This window comes from Bradyrhizobium sp. Kon37 (genome assembly GCF_055807535.1).
Genome location: NZ_JBVVOY010000011.1, coordinates 111966 through 131948 on the forward strand (window position 1 = coordinate 111966; position 19983 = coordinate 131948).

The window sequence follows — 19983 nt, forward strand, 5'->3', positions numbered from 1 at the left end:
ACGACATTCTCCCACCCGGTTGTGGATCGGCCCCAGTGCCGATGAAGAGGATCTGAAATGCGCCGACCATCTGCAAGGCGAGACAATGACGAGCTGACGCTGCGGGGGCTCGCGCGTTTCCGTTCGATGTCACTGCTCTGCGCGATGCAGATGGTCTTCCTGCCGGTGTTCAGCGTCCGCCTGCAGGCGCAGCCGGCGAACGTGATCACGCCGGACGGCCGCACCGGAACCAGCCTGCAGACGTCCGGCAGCGTCACCAACGTCACGACGTCGACCGTCTCCGGCACCAGTGCCTTCAACTCGTTCTCGCAGTTCAGCGTCGGGCAGGGCAACACGGTCAATTTGCAACTGCCGACCGGCACGCAAAATCTCGTCAACATCGTTCGCGACGCACCGGTCTACGTCAACGGCACACTGAACTCCTACATGAATGGCGCGATCGGCGGTAACGTCTATTTCGCCGACCCCAAGGGCTTCGTGGTCGGCCGCAGCGGCACGGTCAATGTCGGCAGCCTCAACGTCTCGACGCCGACGCGCGAGTTCACCGACAGCCTGATCGGCGCGCAGGGGCAGATCAACGGTTCGGCCGTCGCCAATCTGATGGCGGGCTCGTTCCCGGTCTCGCCGGACGGCAACATCCGGATCTACGGCCGGGTCAATGCCATCGATGGCGTGCGCCTGACCGGGCAGAACGTCCTTGTCGGTGGTGCCAGCCAGCGCGACATTGCCAATCTCGATCATGCCGCGAAGTTCGCGGCCTCGGTCAATTCCAAAGGGCTGCGGAGCGCCGCCGCGATTTCCGTGCGCAACGGCTCGATCCACATCGGCGCCGTCAACAACGCAAGCGTCAACGGACGGCTAACCGCGCGCAGCAAGACCACGACGCCGAGCAACATCACGGTCGTGGCCGGCAACCAAGCCGAACTCGGCAAGAATGCGCGCTTGAGCACCGCGAGCAGAACCGCGGATGCCGGCGGCGTCCTCGTCAAGGCCGGCAACGACGTGACCGTGAGGAGCGGCGCGAAGATCAATGCCAGCTCGAAGACCGGCAATGCGGGCCTGGTCGAGCTGAGCGGAAACGGCATCATCGACGTGGGCAGCGGCGTTACCATCAACCTTGCCGCACCGAGCGGCCGGGCCGGCACGCTGCTGATCGACCCGACCGATGTGGTGATCGGCGACGCCAGCCAGGGCGACGTCGGCGTAACCCTCAACAACACGTCCGTCGCCAACGCCATCGCGGCGCTCAGCGCTGGTGGCACCTATCTGGTTCAGGCCGACAATTCGGTCACGCTGGCCGCGCATGCGGTGATCGATGCCCGCAACCTCGACGCCACCAAGACTCATTCCGTCGGCAACGCGATCAATGTCGAGATCGACGCGCCCACCATCAGCATCGTCAACGGAGCACAGATCCTCGCCCTGGCGATCAATACTGGTGGAACGACCTACAGCAGCGGTAGCGTCACGCTTGCAGCCACGGCGAGCCAGATTCTGATGTCCGGCCACGCCCATGCGACCACGGGCATTACCGTTGACGGCACGATCACCGGCGGCGCGATCTCGATCAGCGCGAGCTCCACGGCGGTCGCGAGCTTCACGAGTTCGCTCGCTTCGACGTTCGCGCTGATCGGCGAGTCGGTCCCCGGCATGATCCTGGGCCTCAACGGAGGCTATGTCGCGGCGAGCTCAACCGCGGCCGTGAACATCAACGGCCATGCCAATATTTCCGGCAGCGGCAACGTCTCGATCAGCGCTTACGGGTCGGAGAGGGCCGAGGATCCCGTTATCGCCGCGTCGCTCTTCGGCGTATCGCCGGTCGGCGCGGCGGTCGTGGTCGGGAACATCGCCGGCAACGTCACCACCAATGTCGCAAGCAACGCGACGATCAGCGCGGGCGGTACCCTCGACATCAAGGCCACCAACGATGCCACGATGAACGTCACTGCCGTATCGCTGACCTCGAGCGCGATTCTCGTGGCGACGGTGGCCTATTCGACGGCGTCGGTGACGACCACGGCAAACGTCGCGACCGGCGCCCACCTGAGCGTCGGCACGGCGATCGGATCGACCGGTGGATTCGCGGTGCGCGCGCTGAATAACAACAGCTTCTCGACGTCTGCGACCTCCGTGGGACTGGATAATCCGGCCTTGAACGGCGGCGTCGGCGGTGCCGTCGCGATCAGCAACGTCAACACCGCGGCGACCGCGACCCTCGGCTCGTCGCTGGGGTCCAGCACCTCGAACCGGATGACCGGCTCGGTGACGGTCGAGGCGACCTCGAACACCACATCGAATTCGACGATGTCCTCGACCATTACCGGCACGCCGGCGCTGATCGCCGGTCTGCAAGGGGCATTGGTCGTGGGCACGATGGATCCAGGCCTGTTCTCGCAGCAGTTCAGCACGCTGTTCACCGCGGATCTGAACCTGAAGGCGGCGGCGGCCTTGACGATCGCGCGCAGCACGGAGAGCGCGACGGCGGCGATTGCGCAAAACCCCAGCGGCGGCGCGCCGTCGATCTACACGTCGGGCAACGTCGCCGTCATCAGCAACGTGATCGACGTGGGCGTGCGCAGCATTGCGACGGCCTCGGCGATCAGCTCGAGCCCGGTCGATGGTCAGTCGACGGCCGTCGCCGCCGCGGTCGCATGGGGCGATTTCACGCACAATTCGAACGCCTATATCGGCGGCGGGACCCTGATCAATGCGCCGGAGATCGGCGTCTCGGCAAACACCTATATGCCGATTACCAACACCTGGTTGCAATGGGCCTCGCTGACCGACGTGCTGAGGCATCTCAACGGAAATCTCGGCGTCGGCGGCAGCATCCTGACCAGCTACGCCAATGCGACTGCTGACGCAGGCGACACCGTCGGCATCTCGGGGTCGCTGAACAATTTCATGGTTCACAACAACACCACGGCATGGGTTGCGACCGGCGCCAGCCTGACGTCGACCTGCGCCGTTGCGAGTTGCGGCAGCGGCGCGTGGACGGCCGCGCTGGACAGCGGGGCGACGCAGGCCTTCGACGCGACGCTCGCCATCGCGGCGACGGCCTATTCGGCCTCGATCGACGCCGCCGGCAATGTCGGCACGCTCGGCTTCCTTCCCGGCAACACCTCGGGCGGCTCGTCGCTGGGCGGCGCGCTCAATCTGGTCCAGTTCTGGAACAACACGATCGCCGGCGTGGCGTCCGGCGCTTCGCTCGGCGCGACCGACAACGTCTCCGTCACTGCATCGACGACCGACCAGTTCTTTGGCGTCGCGCCGACGTCCGGCAAGGCGGCCGGCGCCCTGGCGCTGAACGGCATCACGTCGATTGCGCTCGTGAACAACACGACCCATGCCTCGATAGGCATCGGCGCGACGGTGTCGGCTCCGACCGTGAATGTGCTCGCCCAGCAGGATCTGTCGATGCTGTCGGTTGCCGGCGCGGTGTCCGCCGGCGGTAACTCTGCCGTCGGCCTCGCCGTCGCCTATCTCGGCGCGACCACCGACACCGCCGCCTATGTCGGTGACAATCACAGCGACATCCGCCCGGGCCCGTTCAGTTCGGACGATCCGTTCTCGGGAACTGGCAGCGGTAACGGGTCGGTCACGGCCGACCATCTGGCGATTTCCGCGACGACCGCGGGCCGGATCACCGCAGCGTCGATTGCGGCTGCGATCTCGGAACCGTCGGTTTCGGACTTCGGCACCAAGGCCGGTGCCGTCGGCGCAGCCGCGACCGGCGGAGCGGGCGGGATTTCAACCGCGCTGGCCAAGGTTGGGTCGTCGTCAGGCGCCTCCAGCAGCGGCTTCACGATTGATCTTGCCGGCAGCTCCTCCATCAGCGATGTGAGCCTTGGCACGACCGCCTCGATCACCGGCGTCACGATCAACCGCTACTCGCCGAGCCCAACGGCCACCTTGTTGGTCCAGGCGCTCAACGACACCATCCTCAACAACGGCTCGGGCGGCGCCGCCGCCAATCTGGGAGGCAGCGCCGGCTCGACGAGCGTGGCCGTCGACGGCACCATCGCCGCGGCGATCTCGAACAATGTGACCAAAGCCTTCATCTCCAACTCCACGGTCAACAACCAGCAGTCCGTGACCGTGCAGGCCTTGAACGGCGGATCGGAAACGGTCGTGGCGATCGGCCTGGCCGCGTCAACGCGGTCCAACGCCGCCTCGATCGCGCTGTCCGTCGGCATCATCACCGACAGTGCGCAGGCCTACATCGAAAATTCGACGATCGCCGGCGGGAGCACAGGCGTCCTGCGGGCTCTCGAGGTCGATGCTTACCAGACCAGCAACATCGCGGTCGGCGGCGGTTCGCTCTATATTTCCGGCGGACAGGGCGGCTTCGGCGTCGCCATGACGTATGCTTCGATCGGCGATCCCTCCGGCGGCAACGCGACTGACGCGCACATCAAGTCCACCTCGATCAGCAATTACGACTCGCTTTTGGTGCTCGCCGACAATGCCAGCATCATCGCGGCCGGTGCCGCGTCGGCCGGGGCAGGGTCGAACGGCCTGTCGGGTTCGATCGTCGTCGACGAAATCACGTCCACGACAACGGCCTATATCAGCAGCAACTCGACGGTGAACATCAATGTCGGCCGTGTGACGGTGCTGGCGGACAGCGGCGCTGTGTCGGACCTCGATACGGCGCTCGGCAATCTCGTCAAGAAGTCGAACAACAATCATTTGGCATCGGACACCTGCACGGCCGCCGCCGGCGGTGGCACGCAGAACTGCATCGATTTTAGCGCGGCGGCGCTCAACGGCGGCGCGGCCAACGGTCCGGGCGCCGGCATCATCTCCGTTGCGGGCATTATCCAGGCCGGCAAGAACAATGTCGGCGCCTCGATGGTGTACGATACCATCGCGACGACGCATTCGGCCTATATCGCCAACGTGCGGATGTCGACGATCGGCAGCGTCAGTGTGAATGCGGTCGACACCACGAAGATCCAGTCGGTCACGATTGGCTTCGGCCTGGCGACCGGCCAGTTTGCCGGCGTCGGCGGCATGACGATCAGCTCGATCGCCAATAGTGTTTCGGCGGCAATCGGCAATAACCAGTCCGACACGACACAATCGACCGTGACGGCCTCCAATATCTCCGTCACCGCGACCGACAATTCGAGCATCACCGGAGCCGCCGCCGTCGCTGGCGCCTCGACGCAAGGCAGCGCAGCGGGCTTGGCCCTTGTCTACAGCAGCATCGCCAACAATGTCAGTGCCGGCGTCACCGGCTCCAAGCTGACCGCCTCCGGCAATGTCGCCGTCAACGCGAACTCGAATGCCGATATCTCGACGGTTGCCGTCGGTATTGCGATTTCCTCGCAGATCGGCCTTGCCGGTTCGGTCGCCACCAATCTGATGGGAACCAACGTCACCGCCAGCATTGCCGGCGGGGCCGACGTCACCGCGAACGACAACGTTGCCGTGATTGCCGGCAATAATGACAAAGCGGGTGTTTTTGCCGGCGCCGTGTCCATCAGCAAGGGCGCGGCCGGCGGCGCGGGCTCGATGGTCACGAACAAGATCACCGGCACCACCGCGGCCTATATCAGCGGGACGACGACGAAAGTGGATGCGCTCGGAACCAGCACGAGCGACGTGCTTTCGGTCAACAGCGGCACGCTCGCGCACGCGATCGATCTCGGCGGCTTCAGCGCGCCCACTGACACCACGCCCGATCTGAGCGAGACCCAGGAGAGCGTACGCGGCCTCGCCGTCGTTGCCAGCTCGCACCAGGCCGTCGTCACCAACGTCGCCACCCTGTCTGCGGGCTCGGGCATCTCCATCATGATCAATCCGATCACCAATGTGATGAGCGGATCCACCAAGGCCCATATCGATGGCGCGGCAATCGATACGCGGCTCGCAAGTTCGACGCTGGACCCGCAGATCGACGTGGCCGCCAGCAGCTTCTCCTATTCGGGCGCGTTCGGCGCTGGCGTGGTGCCGCCAACCGGGAGCGGGGGCGGCGGTGCGACCATTCTCAGCACGACGATGTCGCGTGACACCGAGGCGTACATCACCAATGCGACCGTTGGTGGCGTGCAGTCGGCGAGCGCAACGGTGGGCGCCGTCACCGTGAAGGCCAATGCCGAGCAGGACGCGTCATCGATCGCGGTCGGTTTCGGCACCGGCTCGGTCGGGCTGAACGTCTTCGTCGCGACTACCGAGGCCTATGTCGACGGCGGCTCCCTCACGGCGTCCTCGCTCACGGTCAATGCCTACGACGCCACGGGTATCGCGTCGGCGAACGGCTCGGGCGCCTATGGCAGCCAGGCCGCGATCGGCGCGGCGTTCCTGGTTCAGGTCTCGGCGAACCGGACCGAGGCCTATGTCGGCGACGAGTTCCACTACCAGGGCAACGGCGCGGCGCACACGACCGCGGTCAATCTGAGCGGCGCGCTCGACGTCGAGGCAACGACGAAGAACCGCTTCCAGGCCTATTCAATCGGCGGGGCGCTTTCGACCGGCACGGCGGCGATCGCCGGCATGGCCAACATCGAGATCGCCAACAACACCACCATCGCGGGCGTCTACGACACCACGCTGCAATCGCCCACGGGCGGCGCGGCTGGCGCGGTCACGATCAACGCCACCGAAGACGTCGCGATCAAGGAGATCGCAGGCGCGCTTTCGATTGCCGCCAGCGGGTCCGGCGTCGGCGTCGGCGCGGCGGCCAACGTCATCGTCTTCAAGAGCCAGACCATTGCGGAAAGCCGCAACAGCAACCTCAATTCGTCCGGCGCAATCAATGTCGGCGCGCTCAGCACCAAGGAAGTGTTGTCCTATGCGGTCACCGCCGGCATCGGCGGCAGTGTCGGCATCGGTGCGACCGTCGGCGTCATCATCGTCGGCACCAACACCGCTGATCCGGATACGCAGGGCGAGCAGACCGGCCAGCTCAACCAGGGCAACAACGGCACCCTCGCGTCGGTGAACGCCGGCACCAATTCCTCGCACGGCAGCGACGCGGTCGCGAGCGGCACCTCGGGCAATCCGGGCAACGCCAACGCAACCTCGACCTACGACGTCAGCACCGTTCTGACGGGCGGTAATGACGGTGTCACCGCCCAGATCACGGGCGGCAACGTCACCGGCACCCAGGTCAACGTCGCTGCTACCAGCGCCAACGCGACCAAGATGTTCCTGCTCGGCGCCGGCTTTGCCAAGAATGTCGGGATCGGTGCCGGCATCGGCTACACCAGCGTCAACAGCAGCGTGCTCGCCAATCTGAGCGCGATCGTTGCGGCGCCTTCCGTGACGGTCGCCGCCCGGGTCAAGGACGCCGACACCGGCCCTTATTCGGGCAAGACCGTCGACAGCGAGGCGATTGCCGGCGGTGCAGCGCTCTACTTCGGCGCGGATGCTGCCGTGGCGGTCGGCAACGTCGCCAACACCGTGACAGCCCAGCTCGGCGGCTCCGTCACCGGCACGGGCGGCACCGGCGTCGCCGTCATGGCGATGGACAGCTCGACCCAGAGCGTGACCGCGGGCGGCGGCACCGGCGGCCTTGCGGCCATCGGGGTGTCGATCGCCACCACGGGACGATCCAGTTCGGTCGCGGCAAAGGTGCTCTCGAACGCGACGGTGAACAGCTCGACCCTTGCGGTTGGCGCAGGCGAGGCCGGCGCAATGTCGGCGTCCGCGACCGCGGTTGCCGGCGGTATCGTCGCCGGCGACGGCGCAGTTGCGACGGCAAAGGAAAATTCGACTGTTCTGGCCGAGATTGGTTCCAGCGCCTCGATCACCACCTCCGCGGCCGGCGTCGGCACGCTGGTGTCGGCATCGCTCACCCCCAATCTTTCGAGCGAAGCGATCGGCGTCGCGGTCGGCGGCGGCGCCATCGGCGTGTCGGTCGCGGAATCGATGGTGACGGCCACCGTCACGGCCGATGTCGGCGACAACACCACCTTCTCGGGCGGTGCGCTCGCCGTGACCGCGATGGCGCTGGTTCCGACGAGCGGCACGACGACCTACGCCTGGTCGCTCGCGGGCGGCGGTGGCTCGCTGATCGGCGCACAGGGCAGCTACGCCAGGGCGTCCGAGAACGCGACGGTGAGCGCGTATGGCGGCACCGGGATAACGCTCCCCAACGCCGACGTGGTCATCACGGCCCAGAACGACAGCAGCCAATACGCCCAGGCGACCGGCCTTTCGACCGGCTTCCTGGCAGTGGGTGCGACGGTCGCCCAGACGTCGTCGAGCGCGCACACTTACGCTTATCTGGGCGCCCCCGACGATATGGACGAGACCCATCTGAATCACGCCGACTACACCGGCATCCTCCAGATCACGGCGACCGGCAAGGACATCAACGTCTCCAACGCGACGGTCGGCGCGGGTGGCACTTATGCCGGCGCTGCCGCGGTCGCAACGACCAGCTCGACCGCGGTGACCAATGCGCGGTTCGACGGCGGCACGACGGATGACACGCTGTTCTTCGGCGGCCTCAACATCCAGGCCAAGCACACCACCAACTATGCCGCCAGCGGCGATGCGTACCAGGCGTCTACGGCCGGCGTCTCCGGAGGCAGCACGCAGAACGACGTCAACGCGATCACGACCGTCGACATTGGACCTCATCTGATCATCAACTCGGCCGGCGGCGACATGGTCGTCATCGCCAACGACATCGTCAACCAGGCCGGTGGCGGCGCGCGGTCGGGCTCCGGTGGCGTGTTCGCGGGTGCTGCGGCACTGAGCAGCACGCATGTCACCCAGACCGTCACCACCGATATCGGCGCCGGGACGGTGCTGAGCCTCAACGGCGATCCGCGGACATCGGCGGCGGTGATCAACATCGAGGCCTACAACACGCTGAATACCAACGACACGGCGAGCCTGGCCACAGCCGCCTTCTTCGCCGGCGGTGGAGCCGAATCCAACACGACGGCGAACGCCACGCTTGCGGTCAACATCAATGCCCGCGAACTCTTCAGCGCCGGCAAGATCTATATCGGTACGGCCGCCAAGATGGCGGCGGCCAACAACGCCAATGCCAGTCTCTACGGCGCGATCGCCGGCGTCGGCGCCAGCACCAACAGCTGGGTTCATGCCAACCAGGCCGTCACCGTCGGCAACAATGCCAAGGTCGAGGCCTGGGGCCAGATCAACATCTATGCCGGCATGTCGGGCGACACCATCATCTTCAGCAGCGTTCAGGCTACCGCGACGACGGTCGTCTACAACAACACCGCCATTCCGATCTCGACGCTCTACCGCGGCACGGCCAATGCCGATGACACCACGAGCCTGACGCTCGCCAACACCTCGAGCGTGCTCGGCGTCCAGAACATTTCCCTGGGAGCGACCCAGGGTCAGGTTACGGCCTCCGGCAATGGCAGCAACTACAATCCGTATCTGGACATCTTCAGCGCCAAGAACAGCGACAACCATAGCCACACCAGCGGAACCGGCGATGTCGCGCTCAATGGCCTGGTGGTCGCGGGCATCAACAACGATATCACCATTACGATCGACGTTGGTGGAGGCACACCGACTGCGAGCACGACGAGTCCCTACTCGTCACTGCTGTCCGGCGGTTCGTCGACGCCCACCCTCGAATATGTCGCCGACGTCGATCACTTCAACCCGATGATGAGCTGGAACCACCAGGTGGTCCAGTACACCATCGTCGGCGGCTTCAATCCCTATCAGAGCGTCGTCAACCAGCTCGCCGCGCTGACCGGCCTGACCGCGACGCAGATCCGCACACAGCTCGCGGCGGCGACGCCCGCGGCCCCCGCCACGATGTCGCCGTCCGGCACCGATCCGACCGGCGACTTCCAGCGCCAGATCAACGCGCTGATCCAGCAGGCGCCGTATACCTCCGACGCCGCCGGCAACGCCTTCGCGTTCGGCGATATGCTGGTGTCCGCCGGCAACGTCTCGATCCTGGCGCAGAAGCTGACCGGAAACAGCGGCACGAATCCGATTGCGCCGGCGGTCATCGCGCGCAGTTCGCCGATGATCAAGATCGAGAACAGGGGTCTCGACTTCATGGACCTGGCCAACCTCACGGTCACCAATATCACCGGAGGAAACATCACCTACCGCCAGATCGACCATGTCGACCCGGATTCGCACTCCAATGTGACCTTCACCGCCACGCCGAGCGCGACGCCGATCATCGACATCTCGGCCACCTACAACCGCCTGGATCCCTCCAGCGGGCTCGGCGTCGACCAGAACGGCAACCAGCTGACCCGCACGCCCGACATCTATTTCGACGGCGTCGTCAACAACGAGAACGGCCTGCTCAAGATCACCAACAATCTCGGCAGCATCGTCGCCTCGCAGTCGCTCAACGCCGCGACCGTCCAGATGGTGGCGCCCAACGGCTCGTTCGTCTTCCTCGGCGGCATCGGCAGCTTCTACACCTCCAACCACGATGTTCTCTCGCAATGGTCGGGTGTCGAGTTCAAGCCGGGTGACGACGACACGCTGACGGCGGTGATGGCGGCGGCGACCTATCTCGGCGCCTATGGCGACTACGCGAACAGCCCGCACATCGGCGCGGGCGGCGGTCACCCGTATTCCTACTATTGCTGCGTCGACGGCAATAACGGCGTTCAGCAAACGGCGAGCAACAGCACCATCTTCACCGCGCGCATGCTGGATTTGTATTACGACGGCCTGTCGCTCTATTCGGCGATTTTCCTGCCGATGGGCCAGGGCGCGCCCGGCAGTGGTAACCCGAACGCCGGCGGCGTGCCGAACGCTGCTACGCTCGCAATCATGGAGGGGCCGACGGTTCAGACCATCTCCACCGCGCCGTGGGAGCGGAATACCTATACTGGCCAAGGCGTCTACAGCAACTCGACCTACGACTACACCACGACCTCGACAGATGCGCAGGGCAACACCACGACCACCAACCACACGGCCACGTATTACTCGCCATTCAATTGCGCGGGGTGCTCTGCCTACTTCCAGGTCGTCAATATCCAGCCCGACGTGATCACGCCGAAGACTGCGTCTTCGAACTCAGCCGCGAACTCGAGCACGGGGACCAACCCGCCGGCTAACGCGCCCTTCATCTTCGGCAAGGCGATCATCATCTCGGCGGGGGTCATCAACATCAACGGCACCATCCAGAGCGGCACGAGCAGCGATTACTCGGTCGACATCGGCGGCTCCACGTTGACCGCCATCAACGACCTCAAGAGCCGCAATGCGGGCGCGGACTTTGCCCAGGCCCAGGTCAACGCCCGGAACGGCAGCTATTACGACATCACGGCGTCTGCGACGACGGAGGCCGCCGGCGACATCAAGATCGGGGTGAAGTACAACGCTCTCACCGACCAGATCCTCGTAAACGGCGTGGTGCAGGGCTCGGGCGGCTACGTCTATCTGAACGGCAGGATCATCTCGACCTCAACTCAAGATGGTGTCTCCCAAGGCACGATCGCGGTCAAAGGTGGCGCCGGCTCGATCACGGTCAACAACACAACCGGCCTGCAGCTCGTCACCAACACCATCAATACCGGCGTCAGCGCGCCGAGCGTGATCGAGATCGTCGATCAGCTCAAGCAGCAGACGACGTGGTACGTCTACAATCCTTCCGCCGCGGGCGGCCAGCAGGTGTCGACGTATCAAACGAGCGGCGTCAATGCGAGCCAGTACACAGATACGATGCTGACCAGCCTCAGCGGCACGGCAGGCATCCAGTACGCGACCAAGGCAAACATGTTCTACCAGTGGGTCGATACGGCTACGCTGGATCGTCCGACGAGCTCGACGCAGTTCGACTACGGATGGCACTATACGCCCAACTCGGCCACCGGGCAGAACTGGACCCGCACCATCAGCCTGGTTTCGGACGTGCAGCAGGCCCAGGGCGGCGGCGGCAGCACTGGCCCACAGACATCGAACTTCCAGGAAGTCGTCACCGCGACCGGTTCCTATCACACCGGTGGCGGCAACACCCATCCCGAGAAGTGCTGCGGCACGGACAACCAATACAACTGGTACCAGAATATCTATGATCACCTGACCCTGACGCTGACCAATACGGTCAAGGCGTCGAACCCAATCAACATCTCGTTCAGCGGCGGCGGCAACAGCACGGTTCTGGTCACTTCCAACTCCGGCATCGTCGTCAACGGTCCGATCAACAACCTCTCGGGCACGACCACGGTCAGCGCCACCGGGGCAAATTCGGCCATCACCAGCGGCACGAACGCGAACAACCCGATGATATCGGGCCGGAGCGTCATTCTGTCGGCGGATGGCGGCATCGGCACGATCGGTGCGAACGGTGTTCCCGTCCAGGTGCAGGTCTATGGCGGCAGCCTGACGGCCAGTTCGATCGACCACGACATCGCGATCGCGGCCGTCGGCTCGCTTTCGATCAACCAGGTGAAGGTGAACTCGGCAGGCAGCACGCCGCAGGGCAGCGTCTTTATCTCGGCGACCGGCGACATCAACTCGGCCTCGCCCTACGACGTCACCAACCCCGTCGTGATCGGCAAGAACGTCGAGATCAACTCCACCGCCGGCGCGATCGGCGCGACGAGCGCCGTCATCAACGGCGCGAGCACCCTGACCAATATCAATCCGCTGGTGATCCAGGCGACGGGCACGATTCAGGCCGGCGGCACCGTCGACGGCGGGGTTCTCGACAGCGCATCGGCGACCGGCACCTACATCGTGCAGTCCAAGGGCGATCTGCGTCTCGGCACGGTCCAGTCGAGCGGCGGCCCGGTGTTCCTCGAGGCGGCCGGCTCGGACGGCAACCAGGCCAGTATCCTGAACGGAAGGGCGGCGGTTGGTCTCACCCAGGCGCAGAGCCAGCATCTCCAGGACGTCTGGACCAGCCTCGACCTGCTCAGCGGCAACGCCGCGACCAACGCCGTCAACAGCTACCAGTCGATGGTGACGTCGGCCTATAACGACTACTTCCAGCTCAAGAACATCGCCTTCGCGAACGGCAGCACCTACAACCCGACTTCGGTGGGATTGACGGTGCTACGGGCGCAGGTGGCGGCCAAGCTCGGCATCGATCCCGCGAACGTCTCGACGACGGACATGAAGGTCGAGGCCACGACGCGGTTCCTGAGGGACCAGTTCCTGCTCGGCAAGATCACGACCGACGAGCTCAAGACTTCACTGACGACATTGCTCGGCACGGCACCGGCAGATCCGCTGGGGACCGTGTTCGGCAGCTCGTTGTCGTCGACGCTGTTCACGAAGCTGTTCGACGGCGTAACGACAGCCAATCAGCGCCTGCCGAGCAATACGGCGCTGCAAATGGCGCTGAACACTTACAATGCGAACTACGCCTATACGCTCGCATCGACCGAGCGGGTCTACGGCATCATCACCGCGGGCGCGCAGTGGACCCAGAGCCAGCTTGCCTACACCGTCTCGTCGTCGGCCGTCGGCGCGGCACCGCCGCCGATCGACGAGAACGTCGTGGCCAATGTCAGCGCCAACCAGATCATGCTCTACGCGCCGCACGGCTCGGTCGGCAATTCGGCAGCGCCTCAGACGTTCACCTTCACCAGCGTCGATTCCTCGTCGCTGACGCCGGCGCAGAGGGGATTGCTCGCGACGGCCGGTCCGGGTCAGCTCACCGTCGGCGCGGTCACGGATCCGACCACCCACATCGTGACCTATACGGTCGCCCTGTCGCAGCAGAACCTCGTCGTTGTCGACAACCCGATCGCGATCTCGGCCAAGGCGCTGACCAACGTCTACCTCGGCAGCAAGAACAGCCTCACGCTCGGCGGCATCACCGCGAACTACGGCCCGATCGCGGCCGCGCAGGCCAACGGCATCGAGGTGACCGGCCGCGGCGACGTCAAGCTCGACGCCGTGACCAGCATCACTGCCGCCGCCGGCGTGACCGGTACGCCCGTGATCTCCGGCGATATCGGCAATCTGACTCTGATCGCCGAGCACGGCAATGTCGGTGCCCCCGGCGCTGCCGGAAGCAATCCCGCGACCAACGCAAACGCGATCCAGATCGCGTTCGCCGATCCGAGCAACGACCAGCTCGACCAAGTCTCGTCGGCGCAGGGCATTTATGTGAAGCAGACCACCGGCGATCTCATTCTCGGCAACATCGCCGCCGGCAATGCAATCCAGCTCGCGGCGACCGGCAGCATCTACGCCGAGTCCAACTTCACGGATCGTAGCGCGATCCATATTCTCGGCACCGACCTCGATCTGCGCGCCGGCGGCAGCATCGGCTTCAACGGCTCGACCTTCCAGCCGGTGCAGGTGAATATCTCCGGCGCCGTGATCGGCTCGGCGGTCGGCGATTTCAGCATCCTCGCGGTCACCGGCGATCTCGTGGTCGGCACCAGCGGCGCCTATGGGACGCTGACATCCGGCGGCGCACTGACGCTGAACGTTGCGCGCGGCGCGCTCACCATCAATGCTGACCTCGCCAGCGGCGGCTTGATGCAGCTCCTCGCCAACCGTGGCATGACCTTCGCGGCCGGCACCGGCACGGCCCCCGTGACGGCGACCAGCAGCGCCGGCGGGGTGACGCTGGTAGCCGCGACACTGTCGATGGGAGCTTACTCCGCCATCAACGCGGCCGGCGTGATCTCCGTGACCACCACCGGCGACGCGAGCATCGGCCAGCTGAATTCATCGCTGTCCTATGCGGCGGCCTCGAATGCAGCTTCGATCATCGTCACCGCCGGCGGTGTCGCCTCGCTCGGAGCCATCATCGACAATGGCGACGGCCAGACCAAATTCGTCGCGTCCGGCTCCGGGGCCGAAGTTTCGCTGGGCGCATCCAACGGCATCGGCAACGCGACGAGCCGGTTCATCCTCAGCGCCGCGCGGTTGTCGGCAAGCACGAGTGCCGGCGACATCTATCTGAAGTCTCTGACCGACACCGAGGCGAGCCTGCTCTCGGCGGTCAAGGGCAGCGTGGACATCCTCGGCACCGGCGGCCTGACGTTCGACCAGGTGCTGGCAGGTACGGATGCAGGCGCAAGCGGCTCCTTCAGCGCCGTCGCGAGCAATGGCAGCATCGTCATCGGCACCGCCGACAGCAGCGGCTCGCAGACGGTCCATGCCACCCAGAACGTGACGTTCAAGTCGCTCACGTCCACCGGCTACACCGGCGATGCCGGCAGCATCAACGTCAATGCGGACAACGGCTTCATCCTGGCGCAGACGGTGATGTCGGGCGGCGTGACCACGCTCGGCTCGGTCTCCGCCCACGGATCCGCAAGGCTGATCGCGGCGGGCAGCAACACCGGTCATAACCTCACGGCGACGACCGGCACCGCGGTCCTGAGCGGCACCGTGGTCCATTGGGATAATCTCACGGCTGGCGGCACACTCGACGTCACTGCGACCGCCGGGGGGATTACCGTTGGCACCGCCATCAGCGGCGGCACACAGACCTTGCACGCCGTCAACGACATCGTCTTCAGCCAACTCACCACGACAGGCATCCCGGGCGACGCCGGCGACCTCAACGTCAAGTCCGACACCGGCTCGCTCCGTGGCGGATCGATCTCGGCCAGCGGAGATACGCATTTCGATGTGGCCGGATCGGTCTCGCTCGACCGGGTCAGCGGTAATGTGATCAAGCTGACTTCGTCGGGCGACCTGACCATCGATTGGGTCAGCGTGGTCAGGGAACTCGATCTCGCCGCCGATACCATCAACGTCAAGGGCGAGCAGGTCCGCTCGAACCCGTCGGTTCCGCTGATCATGAACATCACCGGCCATAACGGCGGCACCGCGACCTCGGCCAATATCTCGATCGATCCGGACAGCATCATCATCAACCAGTTCAGGGTGGTGGATGCGAACTTCTGGACCGACGCCCACGCGGTCGCGATCCTGAACGGCTATGTGCCGGGTCAGCTGATGCTGACCACGGCAACCCAGCAGGTGCTGCTCAACAACCGTACGCCGGCGCCGTCCAACTGGCCGTCGCTCCAACTCTACCAGCCGGGTGGCGTGTTCACGATGAGCCAGGTCGGGAATGCCAATGTCAGCAACGCGTATGTGGTGTTCTACACCGGCGACGTCTCCGCGACCGTCACCAATTACGGGCCGACCCACACCTGCTGCAACGACTTCACCGGCGCCAGCATGGTCCGCAACATCTCCGTCGACGGCGAGGGCACCGAGAGCATCGAGACCTGGCTCGCGAAGAAGGACGGGGGGACGTTCTACCTGCTCGGTCTCTCCGGCAAGGCGCGGCTCGATGCCCTGCTGACGCCGCTGCCGGTCGAAACCATCGGCGCCGGTCCCGCCGTCAACATCGAGGGGCTGAGCGACATGCGCAAGCTGCGCCGGCAGGGCCAGCGCGTGGGACGCGTCGGCTGGAAGGACGCGGCGATCGAGGCGGCGAAGCCGGCCATCGGCCGTCTCGCACAGGCATGGTAACGGAACCAGGGATGCGGATTTGGGGGGCAGCGTTAGGGCTTGGGCTGGCAGCGTCGTGCATCGCCTCCGCGCGGGCGCAGATTCCGTCGATCAATCCCGGCGTGATCCAGAACGATGTCGACCGGCAACGCCGGCAGCTCGAACAGCAGAGCGCGCCGCCCAAGCTCAAGGGGCCGGCGGTGATCGGCGGTGAGCGGGAGAAGTCCCAGCTCCTGAAGCCGGGCGGGCCGAAATTCCGCCTGCGCAAGGTCGAGTTCGACGCCTCCAAGTTCATCACGCCGGCCGAGCTCGACGAGATCGCGAAGAAGTATGTCGGCAAGAACGTCGACATCGCCTCGCTGCTGCAGCTCGTCGCCGACATCAACGCCGTCTATACCGAGCGCGGCATCGTCACGGGCATCGCGACGCTGCCCGAGCAGGATGCCAAGGGCGGCATCGTCCGCGTCAAGCTGACCGAAGGCCGGCTGCAGAAGACGACCATCGAGGGCAACAAGCAGACCCGCACCGAGTACATCCTTCAGCGCGTGAAGGAGCCCGAAGGCGAGGTCCTCGACGTTCCAAAGCTCAATCGCGATGTGATCTGGTTCAATCGTACCAACGACGTGCAGATCAAGGCGCTGCTGCAACCCGGCACGAGCTTTGGCCTGACCGATCTCCAGTTCGCCGTGATCGAGCCGCCGGTCGACACCTTGCAGCTCTTCACCGACAATCAGGGCGCGGAAAACACCGGGCGTTGGGAGGGCGGGGCCTTCTACAAGCGCCACGGCCTGTTCGGCGTCGACGACCGCTTGACCTTCTACGGCGTCCGTTCCGACGGCAACCTCAACGGCAACGTCGCCTACAGCATCCCGGTCAATCCCTGGGGCGGCCGCGCCGGCGTCAGCTATACCGAAGGCAAGATCAAGATCATCCAGGGACCGTTCGTCGCGCTCGACGTCACCGGACGCTCGAGCCAGGCCGCGGTCAATTTCAGCCAGCCGGTCTGGGTGACGCAGAACTGGCTGGTGCTGCTCAACGCTGCGGAGACCGAGGGCAAGACGGTCAGCCGCTTCGCCACGGTCGCCGTGACCCAGGATCATTACGACAAGGCCACGGCCGGCCTCTCGGTGACCAATTCCGGCAACACCTATTCGATCACGGTCTCACCGGCGGTGAACTACATCACGTGGCAAGACCACGTGCTCGGCAATAATCGCACGTTCAACACCTATACCGGCTCCATGTTCGCGACCAGCGCCGCAGGGCCGGCAAATTTCAGCACCAATGTGCTGGCGAGCTGGCAGTACACGCAGGAAAAGCTGCTGCCGGGCGACCAGATCTTCTCGATCGGCGGCCCCACCACCGTGCGCGGTTATCCCTCCAACTCGGCGTCCGGCGACAGCGGCTATTATTTCAATGCCGAGCTGCACTACAACTGGTCGCAATGGCTCAGGGGTTTCGACACCTATATCTTCACGGACTGGGGTGCGGTGTATTCGACGTTCCCCGGGATCACCGAGCTGGGCTCGGTCGGCGTTGGCTTCTCCTGGACCTACGCCTCGTTCATGACCTTCGAGGCCAATTACGCGACACCGCTCAAGATGGCGGTCTCGACCCAGCACCACTACGAGGCCTATGGCCGTGTCATTCTCCGGCCGTTGTTGATGTTCCAGAAGCAGGAAAGCCCCGCGCCTTTGGCGGCGGTTGCTGGCAGGAGCAAGTCGTAGTGATTTCGGCGGAGTGGTTCGGCAGCACCTGGCCGCCCGGATCAGCATTCCGGGGTTGATTAAATCGACGCCTTGCGGTTGCATAGGCCAGTTCCGCTACTGGACGGGCGAACGCAGATGGCCGCCACAGAACCAACCGAGCCGGTCGTGCAGAGCCTGGAGCGCTATCGCCTGCGCCTCGGCTTCTGGCAGGCCATCTGGGGCACGCTGATCAGTGGCGGCGTGGCTGTCGCCATTCCGGCCGCGGTCGAAGCCTACAAAGCGCGGCTCGATCTCAGGAAAGCCGAGCAGGAGGTTGCTCTCAAGCAAAAAGAGATCGAGGGCAAGGCCCAGGATCTACACCAAACCTACATCTCGAAATTCATCGACACGGCTCTGAACCAGGACATCGAACTGCGTCTGCGCTTCTCGGAATACTTCTCCTATGTCTCGGACAAGGAGAGCAGAGACCAATGGAGGCTGTATCATGACGAGCTGGAGAAGCGGCGCGACGCGATAAGAAAGAGCATCAATGACAAGGAGATGGACGCGGCGCATCTGAGCGCGCTTCCTAAACCGAGCGAGGCCGAACAGATCAAAATGGCGGCCTTGCGAAGAGAGCTCTATTGGAATTATGCGGAGGTCGGATACGCAAGGCAGGACAGCAATATCACTGTGCCGAGCCTACCGGCCGTTGCCCCGCGGTTCGATTCGAAAGCCATTCAATCGGAGGCTGAGCAACTCTTTGACCAGGCCATCATTGATCCTCAGCGCATGTCCGATGTCGATAAGATGGTTGGGCGCATCCAGGCCAACAAGGAGCGATACCAAGCCATTGAAACCAAGACCAGTGTGCCATGGTACGTCGTGGCGTTGCTTCACGGTGACGTCAATTTCGATTTTTCGCGTCATTTGAACGGCGACCCGCTGTCCGCCAGAACTGTGAATGTGCCGAAGGGGCATCCTTCGCAGGGTGATCCGCCGTTCCCTTGGGAGGATAGCACAATCGACCTCCTAACCCTCGTTGGTTGGCAAGGCATCGATTGGTCCGGCGTCGGAACTGTCCTATTCCGGCTGGAAACCTACAACGGGCTCGGTTATCGGAATCACAATGCCAGATCGCCGTATATCTGGGGGTGCACCAATTTGTACGTTTCCGGAAAGTTCGGACGTGACGCTACGTATGATCCAAATCTGAAAGATACGCGATGTGGTGTGGGTGCGGCGTTGAAAGTGCTCACGCAACGCAGAATCGTTGAGCTACCGTAGCGGATATTGAGTCGTCTAGCGCTTCAGGGTGAACGCGTCCGCGCCGCGCCGATGCTCCCATTTCGCCAACTCGAGCTCAGGCTGCTCGCATTCAACTTCCGGATAGCCGATGCAGAGATAGGCGATGAATTTCCAGGTGTCGGGCACGTCGAGAATGGCGTGGATGCGATCCGGATGGAGGATCGAGACCCAGCCAAGCCCGATGCCATCGGCGCGCGCGGCCAGCCACATCGCGGTGATCGCCGCGACCACGGAATATTCCGTCGTCTCCGGCATCGTCGCGCGGCCGAGGCCGTGACCGACGTCGCTGGCCTTGTCCGCAAACACGGCGAGGTGGCCGGGGGCCTGTTCGAGACCCGAGAGTTTCAGCGTAGCATAGCGCGCTGCGCGCTCACCGGCATAGGCATTCAGCGCGTCGGCGTTGCACGCTTTGAAATCGTCGATCACGGCGCGACGCCGCGCGTCGTCGTCGACGATGACGAAGCGCCAGGGCTGGCTGAGGCCGACCGAAGGCGAGAGACAGGCCGTCTCGATCAGGCGATCGATGGCGCCGTCAGGCAACGGATCGGCGCGAAAGCGGCGCACGTCGCGGCGCCACACGAACAGCTCGCGCAAGTGCTGGCGGAAGGTGTCGTCGAATTCAACCATC

Annotated in this window: 4 protein-coding genes; 3 read left to right on the plus strand and 1 reads right to left on the minus strand. The window is 64.6% G+C overall.

Annotated features, from left to right (window positions below; genetic code table 11):
- Nucleotides 1–57: 57 nt before the first annotated feature.
- From AC0L3J_RS21265 to AC0L3J_RS21275, 3 genes are all read left to right on the plus strand, one after another.
- A complete protein-coding gene (locus tag AC0L3J_RS21265; protein WP_456765044.1) occupies nt 58–16380 on the plus strand; it encodes a leukotoxin LktA family filamentous adhesin in 16323 nt (5440 codons plus the stop codon).
- 11 nt (nt 16381–16391) lie between these two features.
- A complete protein-coding gene (locus AC0L3J_RS21270; RefSeq protein WP_456765043.1) occupies nt 16392–18086 on the plus strand; it encodes a ShlB/FhaC/HecB family hemolysin secretion/activation protein in 1695 nt (564 codons plus the stop codon).
- Nucleotides 18087–18203: 117 nt separating this feature from the next.
- The gene (locus tag AC0L3J_RS21275) at nt 18204–19334 is read left to right on the plus strand and encodes a hypothetical protein (protein WP_456765042.1); all 1131 of its coding nucleotides are present in this window, start codon (nt 18204–18206) and stop codon (nt 19332–19334) included.
- A gap of 15 nt (nt 19335–19349) precedes the next feature.
- Here AC0L3J_RS21275 and bluB read toward each other — a convergent pair whose 3' ends face one another.
- Nucleotides 19350–19982: a 5,6-dimethylbenzimidazole synthase gene (bluB, locus tag AC0L3J_RS21280; protein WP_456765041.1), complete on the minus strand. Its 633-nt coding sequence runs from the start codon at nt 19980–19982 to the stop codon at nt 19350–19352.
- Nucleotide 19983: the final 1 nt, after the last annotated feature.